This is a genomic window from Mesorhizobium temperatum (genome assembly GCF_002284575.1).
Taxonomy (GTDB): Bacteria; Pseudomonadota; Alphaproteobacteria; order Rhizobiales; family Rhizobiaceae; genus Mesorhizobium; species Mesorhizobium temperatum.
In genome coordinates this window covers 36,212-48,523 of the sequence record NZ_NPKJ01000021.1, presented here as the reverse complement: position 1 = coordinate 48,523, position 12,312 = coordinate 36,212, and the positions used below count along the sequence as shown (strand labels likewise).

General features: G+C 59.9%; 12 protein-coding genes and 2 pseudogenes. 5 read left to right on the top strand and 9 right to left on the bottom strand.

Annotated elements, in window-relative coordinates; translation table 11 throughout:
* The 3 genes and pseudogenes from CIT26_RS37005 to CIT26_RS05955 form a co-directional block, all read left to right on the top strand.
* Window positions 1-185 (top strand): hypothetical protein (locus CIT26_RS37005; RefSeq protein ID WP_206072728.1); only part of this gene is annotated, 185 nt, incomplete at its 5' end.
* 244 nt (window positions 186-429) lie between these two features.
* Window positions 430-716: pseudogene (locus tag CIT26_RS05960) on the top strand (DegT/DnrJ/EryC1/StrS family aminotransferase); the annotation flags it as partial.
* A 43-nt stretch (window positions 717-759) separates the two neighbouring features.
* Window positions 760-1,147, top strand: a pseudogene (locus CIT26_RS05955) (transposase); the annotation flags it as partial.
* 37 nt (window positions 1,148-1,184) lie between these two features.
* Here CIT26_RS05955 and CIT26_RS35660 read toward each other — a convergent pair.
* The 4 genes from CIT26_RS35660 to CIT26_RS05935 form a co-directional block, all read right to left on the bottom strand.
* Window positions 1,185-1,481: a hypothetical protein gene (locus CIT26_RS35660; RefSeq protein WP_143747791.1), complete on the bottom strand. Its 297-nt coding sequence runs from the start codon at window positions 1,479-1,481 to the stop codon at window positions 1,185-1,187.
* Between the two features lie 1,124 nt (window positions 1,482-2,605).
* Window positions 2,606-2,884 carry a hypothetical protein gene (locus CIT26_RS05945; RefSeq protein WP_206072727.1) on the bottom strand — a complete coding sequence of 93 codons (279 nt, stop codon included), beginning with the start codon at window positions 2,882-2,884 and terminating at the stop codon, window positions 2,606-2,608.
* Between the two features lie 53 nt (window positions 2,885-2,937).
* Complete coding sequence (locus CIT26_RS05940) at window positions 2,938-3,801, bottom strand: LuxR C-terminal-related transcriptional regulator (protein ID WP_095491707.1); 864 nt, start codon at window positions 3,799-3,801, stop codon at window positions 2,938-2,940.
* A 680-nt stretch (window positions 3,802-4,481) separates the two neighbouring features.
* On the bottom strand, window positions 4,482-5,255 hold the full coding sequence (locus tag CIT26_RS05935; protein ID WP_245319182.1) for a Crp/Fnr family transcriptional regulator: 774 nt from the start codon (window positions 5,253-5,255) through the stop codon (window positions 4,482-4,484).
* A 697-nt stretch (window positions 5,256-5,952) separates the two neighbouring features.
* Between CIT26_RS05935 and CIT26_RS05930 the strand changes: the two genes are divergently transcribed.
* Window positions 5,953-6,948 carry a hypothetical protein gene (locus CIT26_RS05930; RefSeq protein WP_095491706.1) on the top strand — a complete coding sequence of 332 codons (996 nt, stop codon included), beginning with the start codon at window positions 5,953-5,955 and terminating at the stop codon, window positions 6,946-6,948.
* Between the two features lie 107 nt (window positions 6,949-7,055).
* Entirely contained in the window at window positions 7,056-7,334 is a 279-nt protein-coding gene (locus CIT26_RS35655) for a hypothetical protein (protein ID WP_143747790.1), read from the top strand.
* 368 nt (window positions 7,335-7,702) lie between these two features.
* Here the strand turns inward: CIT26_RS35655 and CIT26_RS05920 are convergent, their stop codons facing one another.
* The 5 genes from CIT26_RS05920 to CIT26_RS05900 all read right to left on the bottom strand — a co-directional run bounded on the left by CIT26_RS05920 (window position 7,703) and on the right by CIT26_RS05900 (window position 11,861).
* The gene (locus tag CIT26_RS05920; protein WP_095491704.1) at window positions 7,703-8,893 is read right to left on the bottom strand and encodes an IS91 family transposase; all 1,191 of its coding nucleotides are present in this window, start codon (window positions 8,891-8,893) and stop codon (window positions 7,703-7,705) included.
* Window positions 8,894-8,895: 2 nt separating this feature from the next.
* A complete protein-coding gene (locus tag CIT26_RS05915; RefSeq protein ID WP_206072726.1) occupies window positions 8,896-9,645 on the bottom strand; it encodes a tyrosine-type recombinase/integrase in 750 nt (249 codons plus the stop codon).
* Window positions 9,646-9,805: 160 nt separating this feature from the next.
* A complete protein-coding gene (locus CIT26_RS05910) occupies window positions 9,806-10,048 on the bottom strand; it encodes a PAC2 family protein (RefSeq protein ID WP_245319180.1) in 243 nt (80 codons plus the stop codon).
* Between the two features lie 667 nt (window positions 10,049-10,715).
* Window positions 10,716-10,886, bottom strand: coding sequence for a DUF5996 family protein (locus tag CIT26_RS38640; RefSeq protein WP_425350322.1), 171 nt, complete (start codon window positions 10,884-10,886; stop codon window positions 10,716-10,718).
* Between the two features lie 72 nt (window positions 10,887-10,958).
* Entirely contained in the window at window positions 10,959-11,861 is a 903-nt protein-coding gene (locus tag CIT26_RS05900; RefSeq protein ID WP_095491702.1) for a Vgb family protein, read from the bottom strand.
* Window positions 11,862-12,312: the final 451 nt, after the last annotated feature.

Sequence of the window (12,312 nt, the reverse complement as noted above, 5' to 3'; positions counted from 1 at the left end):
ATGCCGTCGACGCGGAAGCGGTGGAAGTGGGAGCCTCGGTCGTCACGGTCGAGGTCGGGCTCGACGCGGCTGTCTCCGTCGTCGCGCGTGAGTTGTTCAACCCTTCCGAGTGTTTCCACCCTTCCGAGTGTTTCCACAGTATTCCCTTGTCGGAATTCATCGACTTCATGTGTTTCTCCAGTTAAAATATTAATCACTATAAGTATCTCGAAGGACACCCATCGACAAAGAACGATAATTTATCGTCTTAACGAAACTCCGCTTATACAACCAGAAATTTCGTCTGGGGGTATAATGCTAACCTTCATGACCAGAATACGGCGTGGATAGGGCTATACTGAGACTCTCCCGGGCGATCGGCGCTGCGTTCAAGCCTGCGCCTACGTCGGATTGCAAACGTCGCCTAGTACTCGGATCACGCGTGACCCTACCCCCGAGCAGCAGGAGACAAGGTCATGCATGCTAGTCGGCCAACACAGCATGAGCGTTACCGACACAGTCCGGCACGGCTCGAAACAGGTGATCTACGAGGGCTATCCTGAACCCGGCTACAATTACCGCCTGACTGACCTGCAGGCTGCCATCGGCGTGAGCAACTGCAACGGCTTCTCGCACTCTTCACGCGGCGGAGGCAGCTTGCGGCGCAATATGGTGAGCGCCTTCGCGACATCGCCGAACTGGAAACGCCTGCCGAGCCTTGCTGGACTCGCAGCAACTGACAAAGCTATTGTGTGAAATTCCCCCACTGGTTCGACCAGTGGGGCCATCTGCCCCCGGAAGGGAAAGGGCGCGGGCCTTGTCCTGCCCTATTGCGATACCGAGGCGATGCGGGAGCACCTCGCCGAGATCAGCCGGAGCGTCGACGACGGCGCGCATGCGGTGCTCATCCTCGATCAGAGGATGGCATGTGACTCCGAAACCGAAGGTGCCGGACAACATCACCCTGATGTTCCTGCCGCCGCGCTCACCGGAACTGAACCCAGTCGAAAACGTCTGGCAGTTCATGCGCGACAACTGGCTCTCCAACCGTATCTTCAAGGACTACGACGACATCGTCACCCATTGCTGCGCCGCAAGGAACAAGTTCGTCGACCAGCCGTGGAAGATCATGTCCATCGGACTCCGCGAATGGGCGCATCGGTCATGATCACCGCTCGTTGGTATTATTAGCAGCCGGTTTGGCGTCAATCTTTGCCATTGGAGTTTTGGCAAAGGCACGACTTTAGGCGCAACTGGTCCATTCCAGGATCCCGAATGCGGAGACGATGATCCCGGAATACTTTGCCAGATATCTCTGCGAGTCCAATGACCGCCTTGGCACCAATCGCCAATTTGTCATCGTCATAAATAAGAGGTGCGCCGCGTTGCGCCGTTGCACCTTCGACCGTCACGCCACTGGGAGCGGCGTTCCGCGCGATGCGAACCATCTCAGCAGTTGTTGCCTTATTTGTATTCGGATTAATGAGAAGTAGAGGTCTCATTTCGTCTCCTTTGCCCGGGCAAAGATGAGCAGCCCGCCGCACTTCAACGGGCGTGATCATCTTCGCCGATGTGGTTTGACCCTTCCCTCGGGGATAGGCGACCGCGATCGCGCTATTCGAGAGCGAGCAACCGTTCCGGGTTGGTCTCGATCATCGTATGGATTTCTTCAGGCGTGAACTCGGGTCCAGCAACGAGCTGACAAGGGTGCGCATGCCCTCGACCGGGGTCGGTCCGGATCGGATGCCGCTTTCGCCGCGGTCGCTGGTATTGATCACGAATACGCCAGCTTGCCACAACACCTTTTATGATGCGAGCGGTGCGGACAGTATCGAGAGCGCCGACCATGCCCACGCCTATCACGGCGACGTCCGTTTTTAAAGCCGATGATCAAAGAAGCATGCGGCCTCTGGAGCGGTTCATTGCTTGACTGAATCTAGGGGATTCCCGGCTCACGAGTTTTGTGATTATGGGATTGCCCGCCCATCTCTGGAGCGATCCGTTAGGATTGCTCTGTTTGGAACGAGAGAGGAACGGACCGATGTCGATATTTGTGCTCGGAATTGATCTTGGCAAGAACGTCTGCAGCCTCGTCGGGCTCGACGAGACCGGCGCCGTGGTTCTGCGCCCACGTGGATGACCTGATGCACGGCTTGACGCGCCAGATGAATTAAGACGCGAACATCGACCAAGCCGTCAATCTTGGCAATCGTATCGAGGTAACCATAAGCGGAACTGGCCGCCTCATGTTTTTCTTTCATCGGCCCGCGGGAAACCAAGCCCCGGTAACCCTGACGGCCGCGCATCGGCGCCACGATGGCCGCCGCCCGGAGCGGCTGAAAACCAGGGCTCGTGCCCTTCCCCAAGGGCTCAGGTTTGAGAAATCCGGATAGGCCTCGACGATGCTGCCCTACGCCTAATGAGGGTGTTTTGGTGTAGGGTTTTCCTAGCGTAAGGTTAAAAAAAGAAACTATGCGGTTGGCGCGTGGAGGGCCTACTCGACGCGTGTATCTTCCAATCATTTAGATCGTCTGAAAGTCGGAGGATCTCCGCTGTGGGTCTTGGCACGATCGGCAGCATTGCCCAGCTGACCTTGGACTCGGATCAATTGCCTCGGAACGGTCGCTCAATCTGCAGTGTAAGCAGGCTCGGGGAAGGTGTATCTGCCAACCCATCTTATGGCCTCCTCTATCGTATCGAAATTCTTGTGCTGCCCGCTTAGCAGCCCGAAGCCCGTCTCGAGAAACCATTTGCCTTTCGTCGAGTAGGCTTCCTCGTCGATCTGGGTGAGGACCGCCACCAGTTGGTCGCATTTCCACACCAGAACCCCCGATTCTCCGCCCTCGACCGTTCCGATCCGCACTTCGCTGAACGAAAATCCAGAAGTAATTTTTGCTTTGCCCACTTTGATAAAGCCCTCCACCTCATGCGCCCCTGCGATGCCGTCTCCACCGCTCGCTACCATCGCCGGGGGATGATTTGAGCGTATGGTTCTTGATAGCGGAGGCTCATATCAGGGCGAAGCTTTGGCACAAGCGAATGCACCAGCTCGAATGATGATATATTGTGAGACGGCTGAGTTGCCATCTTTTCGCTCCCCGACGGGGCATTGCCAGATGCGGGAGTAAGCATGCCATGGTTCATCGCCCAAACTGCAGCCTGTGTACGGTTGCGGACCCGGATCTTTCGGAGGATGGCCTTGACGTGTACCTTCACCGTAGCTTCGGCAATGTTGATCTCGCGCGCGATGGCTTTGTTAGACTCCCCTTCGATTAAGCGGCGTAGAATACAGTTTTCCCGATTTGACAAAACTGATAGTTCTTGATCCTCATGCTCCACGTTAACAACCACCTTTGTTAACTCATCAGCTACCGCGTCAGGTTTCAGATCATGCCTTATTTCTTGAATAGCCGTTGAAGTTTCGGCAGGTAACACCGTCTGCCCTAGCATAACCAATTCGAGAGCTTTGATGAAGGTGTCGTAAGCAGCGACTTTTATCAAATACCCGTCTGCCCCCGCACGAAAAGCTGAAACTATATCGGTCGATCGACAGTGATCGGCTAGCGCGACGACATGGCTGGACGGATAAATCGCTTTGAATTCTGCAATTTGTGCGAATTCAGCATCCGCATCAGTACCGCCGACATCTATGATGAGCAAGATGGACCGGTGCTGGGCTAGCGGCTTCTGCAGAAGATCGTGAACACTAGCCGCAGAGAAAAGGACACGAAACTTTGCCGCATCCAGGATTCGACTAAGGCCTTCTCGGAGTAACTCGCTCGGCCCGACAAGTACTGTTACAAAAGATTGTCTTGTCATCATTGCCTTTCGCTCCGGCACGATTGAGGTACACGCGTCGGGTAGAGCACTCCACGCGCCAACCGCACTCGATGCCCTCGGTTTGAGTCTCTTGCAGTTCCTCACTCCCTCCTTGGCGAGAACAGGTTGGGCAGTGTAAGGTCTATTTATAAGCAGTCTCTAACATAAGTTGCTTTTTCGGTAAATTTCGCCGCAAACCGACGTCAAGCTAGAACCCCAGGGCGCGGCAATCTGCCTGAAGACGCAGGGATGGCACGGCTTAGCCATCTCAAGCCGCTGGTAGTCGAACGACGATCGGGTAGTGCCTGCGGCGATTGCAACGATAGAGGAGGATTCCTGAAGGTGGAGGTTGGCGTGGTCAGGTCTGCCGCAGTGTGTCAGGCACCTGCACTTATTCGGCAGCACGCTCTCGTCGCGCGATAGGCCGTGTCGCCGTCGGTCATGATGATCGGACCTTTTTGCATATTGCTCAACACGAACGAGGTTGAGTTCCGCTCGGCCCGTCCTTCACCGCAAGCCGGATGCGGATACCGTGTGGTCGAGATATATCACTGCCCCGCCAGGCCGCGCACGACCAGTCGTCCGGAAACATTTGGCTGGAACTGTTCCAGCGACGGCCGAGGGTCGTCTTCCAGCAGAGAATTTGCTAATGGCCCATGCGTTGCCGCTCTAGGAGATAGCCGTTACCTGAGATACTCGTTGTCGAATCCGGCTATTTCGACCAGCTTCTTGCGGTTGATCACCTGTACATGGCCGCCCTTGAAAGAGACGAGATCGGCCTTTCGGAGTTCCCCCAACGTTCGGTTGACGTGAACGGTGGTCATTCCGAGGATGTCGGCCAAGTCGCATTGCGTAAGGGGACACTCATATCTTCCATGGGCCGACAAGCCAACCATGGAGAGCCTCTCCTCCAACTCGAGCAGGAAATGGGCGGTGCGGCTCATCGCGTTCCGCCGCCCGGTATTCATGAGATGTTCGGCAAGGATGGCGTTCAGGCGGGCCAGGGAGCGGACGATCTTGTTCCCGAGGTGGCCTTCCGACAAGATGGCCTCGACCAGTTCCCTACTGGAAATTTCATAAACAGTTAGTTCGGTTACGGACGCCAGCGATGCTAAACGCGGTCCGTCCACAGAACGGAAACCGACAATGTCCCCCGTGAGGGGAGTGTCGATGATCTGCCGTTCTCCGTCCGGTAGCCCGTGGTAAAGGATGGCCCAACCCGATTTTACGATGAATATCTCAACGTTGTCGTCATCCTGGCGGCCTATCACCGAATGGGGTTTGTAGACTTTTGCGGTAACACCGAGAAAATCGTTGTTCCCCCAATCGTTCTTCGACAATGTCCCCCCTCTCGCCGCAATTTTCCTGAAAGTCTCTGTGACCGGCGCGGCGATTGCCAGCGCCGGCGGCCTTTCATCCTGAACGTCTCGACTGATGGCAGCGGGAAAGACAACCAAGGCGCTGGCGCTTTACCAGGACACCCCACTTCGCGGCGAACGCTGCGCCGGGTGCACCCATTTCCTGGAGCCGAACGGGTGCGAGATCGTTGCCGGTGCAATCAGCCCAAATGGCTGGTGCCGTTTCCACGAGCCGCTGCCGGCTTGATGCACCAAGCTGCGGTCTCCCGCCTTATGTCTCGGGCGGGAGCAACGCGTCGTCAGCTTCAACGTCCACACAGGACGTTGGCTGGCCGTCGGCAAGGCGTCTGCCTAGGTGAAGGTCACGACGATACCACACCAACCTGAATGTCCGCTCTTGAATATTCGCAGCCCGAAGCTGCCGGTCTTCTCTCGGCCCAAAATGACCATGAACAGCGAGGTTTGGTGGAAAACGGAACGTCCGCTGTCGGCGCACCCTCCAGCAAATTTCCACCACATCCCAGAACTAACGATCGCTTCATCGGGATTGGCTGATAGCTTCGGCACGTCTTGGCATGACATGACTGCGGGAGGATGCCCCCTTGAGAATGAGATATCTGGTAGCAGCCTCACTCGTTGTGGCGATCGTCCTGACGCTCAGATGGGAATGGCGGGAGCCCCATCACTTCGAGGATGAGGTCATGCGAGCCGCGCTGGCGGAGGAAGTTCGCCGNTGGCGATCGTCCTGACGCTCAGATGGGAATGGCGGGAGCCCCATCACTTCGAGGATGAGGTCATGCGAGCCGCGCTGGCGGAGGAAGTTCGCCGGGACGACACCCGTTGCCCGCTCAGCAGCAAAGCTGTGGAGCAGGCTCGGCCATGGGTTCTTGCAGCCTGCGCGGCAGGCGGGCTCGGCTGGCATGAGGCAGCGGCGAAATATGGCGACGATGCAGCCAGAGTGTTCCTCGTCTATGGCGAGGATGCGGATTTCGTGGAGGTTTTCGACCGTCTCGGCCATCCGGTCGTGCCGGTGATTGCTTACTTCGTGAAGAATGGATCGTCGCAGTACTTGTTGCAGGAAACCGTCGGTCAGGGCCTCTCGAGCCTGTGGGACGACCGGCAGGTGGGATTCGGCCTCGCCGAGATTTCGCCGGAGCAATATGGGCTTATTGCCATTCACGAGCTCAAGGATCGCGGGCATGAGATGCTGTCGGAGTTCGAGATCGTTGACGGAACAGCAGTCCGCAGACAGTTCACCCGCACGCTGCTTGGTGCGAAGAACATAGTCCTGGGCGGCGTTTCCGATCTGGAAGGGGTGATCACCCGCGGCGAGCGGCTTCCGACCTGGGGCGAGATGGGCTGGGCTGCGTTCGATGCGGCAATCGTCGTCGGGGGCATGGGCGCCGCAGCCAAGGCATTGCGCGTTGCGAGGGCACCGGTGGCCGCAGCTGGTCGCGGAACTGTGCGGATAGCACATCTGAGGGCTGCAGGCAAAGGTGCGTTCCAATCGCTTTCCGCCGTCGGTACCGCAGCCGGTGTCGCCGCCGTCGTCGCACTTCCCTATGTGGCGATCACGCGACCTCACCTTCTGACAAACGCGGCCGGTTGGATAGCCGAACAAGCAGGTCTCCCGGCCTGGCTCGGCGCCTTTGCGGCCTACCTTATACTCTGTCTTGTCCTGGCTTCTCTGCTGAGGATGGTTCTGGCGCCGCTGGCCTGGACGCTGCGAACGCTGAGCAAGATCGTTAGACGACTCGCCGGTGCCGGCGGTGTCCGATCCGCGGCAGCCTAAATCCCGCGCACAGTGCCAATGGCAGGTTATAAATGGTGGAATGCTAACCCTTCAGTCATTGGAGTCGCGATCTTGAATGCCTTCAGGTTTTAGGGGAGATTAAGCCGATGATAAAAGCGGATACTCCGTTCGCCCTTATGCTGGAGATGCACGCCGTGGTCTTAGGCGTTCCAGCGCTTATTCTGCTGGCATCAGCCGCAATCGTTGCATTGATACGCCCTTGGCGATTTTCTTCATCGGTCGGCTTGGCTTGCAAACTGGCTTCAGGAGTTGGCATCATGGCTGTGGCAGTTGTGCTCGCACAGGGAGCATTTCTTCTCGGCTTTGGCACGCTGTTAGAGGATCCACGCTATCGTTCTCACTTCGTCTGTGAACCCTGCTTTTGAGTCCGCAAAGGGGCCGTCAACAGAACGGCCGCTTTGTTGCGCCGCTTCCTGATAGCTGCCGGACTGCTTACGTGAAGAGTTTCGGGCGCCGGCAGGCGTTCGAAAGTCCCCGAGGAAGGAACCCGCGGGCACGGCCGATGGCTATGGAGATTTCGATTTTCGGCTGGTGTCGGGGATGGTGCGACCGCCGCCGGGAAGCGGCGGGATTGATGCACACGGACCGCCTTGTCTTCCGGCCGTGCGGCATCGTCGGCTCGGTGCGCGGTCGGACGCAGCCCTGTCGACGCCGATGGTCACCATGGACGCGCGTGGGTTCGTTGCCGGAGGCTGAGCGCCTGCGGTTGAAGGCTGGACCATGCCATGCCGGGTCATGGCGTGCTGCTCCCGGTTGATGGGGAATCGTGTGGCGGTCCGCGCGGCTGCCCCCACCGTTCGAACACCTCGATGACGATCATGCGTCCGCCGCAGCATGGGCACGGCGGGCGGAAGTCGTCCGGTTCGGCCGATGGATCGTTCGTGGCGGGAGGCGCGGCCGCGAGCAGTTCGCGCGCGAGTGCGAGGCTGGCCTTGCGGGCGGAGCTGGCGAGCAAGCCGTAATGGCGGATGCGATGGAAGCCACGCGGCAGGACATGGAGCAGGAATCGGCGGATGAACTCGTCGGTCGCGAGCGTCATGGCCTGCTGGCGGTCGACGTCAGGGCGGCGATAGTCCTTGTAGCGGAAGGTGACGTCGCTCTCGTCGAGGCGGATGATGCGTCGGTTCGAGATGGCGACCCGGTGCGTGTAGCGCGACAGATAGGCGAGCACCGCTTCCGGCCCGGCGAAGGGCGCCTTGGCGTAGACCACCCAGCGCTTGTTCCGGATCGGCGACAGGTGCCGCAGGAAGGCCGGCTCGATGAGAGGAGCAAGGGTGCCGAAGAAGGCGAGCTGGCCGGCGTCGTGGAGGGCGATCAGCCGGGTGAGGAACAGGCGGCGAAACAACTTGCCGAGTACCCTGACCGGGAGCAGGAAGGCCAGCCGCGACGATATCCAGCGGCTCCCGTCCGGCGCGATGCCGCCGCCCGGCACGATCATGTGGACATGGGGATGGTGGGTCATCGCCGATCCCCATGTGTGGAGCACGGCGGTGGTGCCGATGCGCGCGCCGAGATGCCGGGGATCGGCCGCGATCGTCAGCATCGTCTCCGATGCCGCCTTGAACAGCAGGTCGTAGACCAGCGCCTTGTTGTGGAAGGCGATCTCGGCGACCTCGGCCGGCAGCGTGAACACGACGTGGAAGTATCCGACCGGCAGCAGGTCGGCCTCCCGCTCGGCAAGCCATGTCCTCGCGGCCGCGCCCTGGCACTTCGGACAGTGCCGGTTGCGGCAGCTGTTGTACGCGATCCGCCGTTGGCCACAGTCCGCGCAGGCCTCGACGTGGCCGCCGAGCGCTGCGGTGCGGCAGAGTTCGATCGCCGACATGACCTTGAGCTGCTGTAGGCTGAGCTGCCCTGCATGGGCGACCCGGTAGGCAGGCCCGGCAGCACGGAAGATGTCGGCGACCTCGATCGAGGCGTGCACGCTCAGCCGTCGGGCGAGATCTCTCCCGGCTTGAACAGGCCAAGCTTGTCGAGCGGACTGGTTACGGAGCGTACCGTCCGGGTCGCGACCTTGGCGTAGAGGGCCGTGTTGTCGAGCTTGGCGTGCCCGAGCAGGACCTGGATGACCCGGATGTCGGTGCCGTCCTCCAGCAGGTGGGTGGCGAAGCTGTGACGCAGCCCCGGGAACAGCCAGCCGTCGCGATGCATCACACCCTGTTGCCGCCGGCCCTTCCACCACTGGCGCAGCAGGGCAAGCAGGTCGGCCGACAGCATGGCATTGCGGTACCGCCCGCCCTTGCCATGTTCGACGCGCAGCAGCATGCGCTCGCTGTCGACGTCGGTGACCTTCAGCGTCGACACCTCCGCGACGCGCAAGCCCGCGCCATAGGCGACCGACAGCGCGGCCTGGTGCTTGAGGCAGGTGGTGGCGTTGAGGAGACGGGCAACCTCGTCGCGGCTCAGGACCACCGGCAGCTTGCGCGGATGCGACAGGCGGACCAGCCTGCGCGCCAGGTCCGGGCGGTCGAGCGTGTGGGTGAAGAAGAAGCGCAGGGCCGACACGATGCTGTTCATGGTCGGCACGGGAACGCCGTCTTCCTGCTGCCCGACCTGGAACCGGCGCAAGTCATCCGCTGTGGCCGTGTCCGGCGATCGGCCAAGGAAGCTCGCGAACCGTCCGACATCGCGGATGTAGTTGCGCTGCGTCTCCTGGCCGAACCTTTGTTGCCTCATGCTCGCTTGGGACTGATTGCCGACAGGACGTCAGCCTTCAGGAACCACCATCCGAGCCGTGCGTTGATAGACGCCGAGGCGTCTGTGCACTGTGAAAGCAGGCTGGACATAAATGCACGGCAAGAGCAGGCCCTTCTTTTGAGGAGTTGGGGCCTGCTTTTTATTGGTTCAGCCTTTCCACCGTCTCGATAATGGCTTTGGCAAGCGCCTCGCCCTCGTGGATGGGCTCGGGGCCGTAGAGCAACAGGACAGCTTCTTCGCTCGGCAGCACGCCGGCGGGACAGGTCTTTTCGATCGCCATGCGAACCAGCTTAAGGCCGGCCCAGGCGTTTTGGATCGTCTCTGGCGCTTCCACTGCATCCTCGCTGAGATGGTGGCCCGACAGCCGCTGGGGAGTAGTCAACCGACCGCCGGGCCTAACCGGCGGGGTGTGGGCCGTGTCCGCCGGCTGGGACGAATAATAAGCCGTTTCATGCAGAACTGCTAATTTAGTAAATGATCATGATCCGTTCCCCTAGCCACCAGGTGGGACGGGCCTAAACCAGTGCGTGCCGGACCCGGCCGGCTTGAGTTCATTCCGCCAATGATGCCTACCTTGGTCGCCAAGCCGCCCCAAGGCGATGACTGGATGCATGAAGCCAAATTCGACGGCTACCGCTCCAGATCATCATCGACGCCGGCGGCGCGCGGATTTTCACCCGCCGCGGACTCGACTGGCCCCTGAACATTAAAGGGGCACAGATATACGGTAGGAAGATCAAATCATGAACAGCGGCCCGCTTCGGGCTCCAGTCCCGCGCGAAATCGAAGGTCGCAGAAGGGTGGTTTGCGGTCTTACGAGGGTGACGGCAAGAGTGGCTCATGTGCTCCGGACTCATGCACTGCAGCAAAAGCTGCGCGTGATCGACGCCTTCCCTGTCGGCCAATCAGATTCAAGACCTGACCACGGCGGACCTATTTGCTTGCGCACAGGTGCCGACGCTCACACCGGCGACGTCGACCTCGTCATTCACGTTGCGCAGGGGGCTGCGCCTTGCCCGGTCCGGCTACACCTATTGCCGCTCAAGCGTTTATCGATCCCACTTCCCGAGATTGGCGGCCGCTTCATAGGTTTCCTGAAGAAAACCCAGGAGGAACTCGTCCGGGTTGGGCGACCGACGAACCGCGTCGTAAGGCATGATGAACTGCCCAAGGCCCCTTGTCGTAGAGGGCCTCAGGCGTGCGCAACGGCGTGTCGCCAAAGCCCGCGGGCTCGCCTGGTTCCGATTCCTGCAAACGACTCTAGGACGTCCGATCTTTTGACACTGGAATCCTCAAAAGAAAAAGTCCGATTCAGGGGGTCCGAAGGTGATGAATGTCGGCTCCGAAAGGTGGCCGCTGCCCGCAACGACGAACTCGCCGACGAATGTGCCGGTGGTGCCGTCATACTCCAGCACCGAGTGGCCCAGCTCGCTTGCGACCAAGAGGTTGCCGTTCGAGTTGAACGCCATGCCCTCGGCCTCATTGAGGCCGCCGCTGCCGGCGGTGATGAAGACACCTTCGAAGTCGCCGGTCGTGCCATCGTAGCGCATGACCTCGCTCGTCGCGGCGCTGCTGAGAAACAAGTCGCCGTCGGGGCCGAAGACCATGCCGGTCGGATCCAAGATGTTGCTCTCCGAACTGGGGACGAACTTGTCGACGAACGAGTTCGTCGCTGGGTCGTAGCGAAGGACCTCGCCGGGTCCTGATTCCGGAGTGCTGGCAACATAGAGCAGGCCATCCGGTCCGAAGACCAGCGCTTCCGGGTCGTCGAGCCCGGCCGCGTTGGCAGGATCGACGACGGCCTCGAAGACGCCGGTGTCGCCGTCGAAGCGGAGGATCTGGTTGCCGAGGCCGTCGTCGGTGAGGCCCGCGGCGATGAAAAGGTCGTTGTCTGGTCCGCCAAATGCGATGCCGGCCGGGTCGACCAGGCCGTGGCCGCTGGCGAAGACATCAAGGAAGTTGCCTTTCTCCCCGTCGTAACGAAGCACTTCATCGCTGCGGCTGGCGACGTACAGGTTGCCGTCGGGACCGAAGGCGATGCCTTCGGGTTCGATGAGGCCGCCACCGTTGGCGAACTTTTTCAGAAAGGCGCCGGTCTCGCCGTCGTATGCCATGACGCTCTTCGTGTTGGTGCTGCTAACGAACAGAAAGGTATCGTTGTCCGTGTCCGCAGCGAGTTGCTTCTTCTTGGGCATAGTGGACCTCCGTTCACAATGGACGGTAACGGCCGCCTATCTGGTCCTGACAGTCGCCACTGGAAAGCGCTACAGCTAAAAGTGCGGTCTTACGTCCCGTTTACCCCCTTCGTGTCTCATAGAAGGATGGCTTTAAACGCCGTCCGCAATCGTCAGGGTATGCTTGGAGCGAGATGAGAGCAAGATGTATAGGGCGACAATCTGGATGAGATTAGCGCGACAATCTGGAGATCCTGACTTGCTGGATTGGATTGTGCGCAAGTAGCCAGCGCTACCCAGCCGTAGGGGAATGGCGGGGATATATCGCAGTCTCAGACGGATCCGCGCGCGACAGGTCCGCGATGCGGTCGGCGGCGCTTTCAAGCTCTTCCGCAACAGATCGCGGGGCATTCGACTAGCGCTGTTCAAGCTCGCTGACTCTAGCCTCCAACGATGCAATCTGCCCCGCCAA

Excerpts from the sequence above, each read along its gene's own strand:
- CIT26_RS35655 (WP_143747790.1), top strand. The coding sequence starts at position 7,056 with ATGATAAAAGCGGATACTCCGTTCGCCCTTATGCTGGAGATGCACGCC.
- CIT26_RS35660 (WP_143747791.1), bottom strand. The coding sequence starts at position 1,481 with ATGAGACCTCTACTTCTCATTAATCCGAATACAAATAAGGCAACAACT.
- CIT26_RS05930 (WP_095491706.1), top strand. The coding sequence starts at position 5,953 with ATGCGAGCCGCGCTGGCGGAGGAAGTTCGCCGGGACGACACCCGTTGC.
- CIT26_RS05940 (WP_095491707.1), bottom strand. The coding sequence starts at position 3,801 with ATGATGACAAGACAATCTTTTGTAACAGTACTTGTCGGGCCGAGCGAG.
- CIT26_RS05915 (WP_206072726.1), bottom strand. The coding sequence starts at position 9,645 with ATGAGGCAACAAAGGTTCGGCCAGGAGACGCAGCGCAACTACATCCGC.
- CIT26_RS05900 (WP_095491702.1), bottom strand. The coding sequence starts at position 11,861 with ATGCCCAAGAAGAAGCAACTCGCTGCGGACACGGACAACGATACCTTT.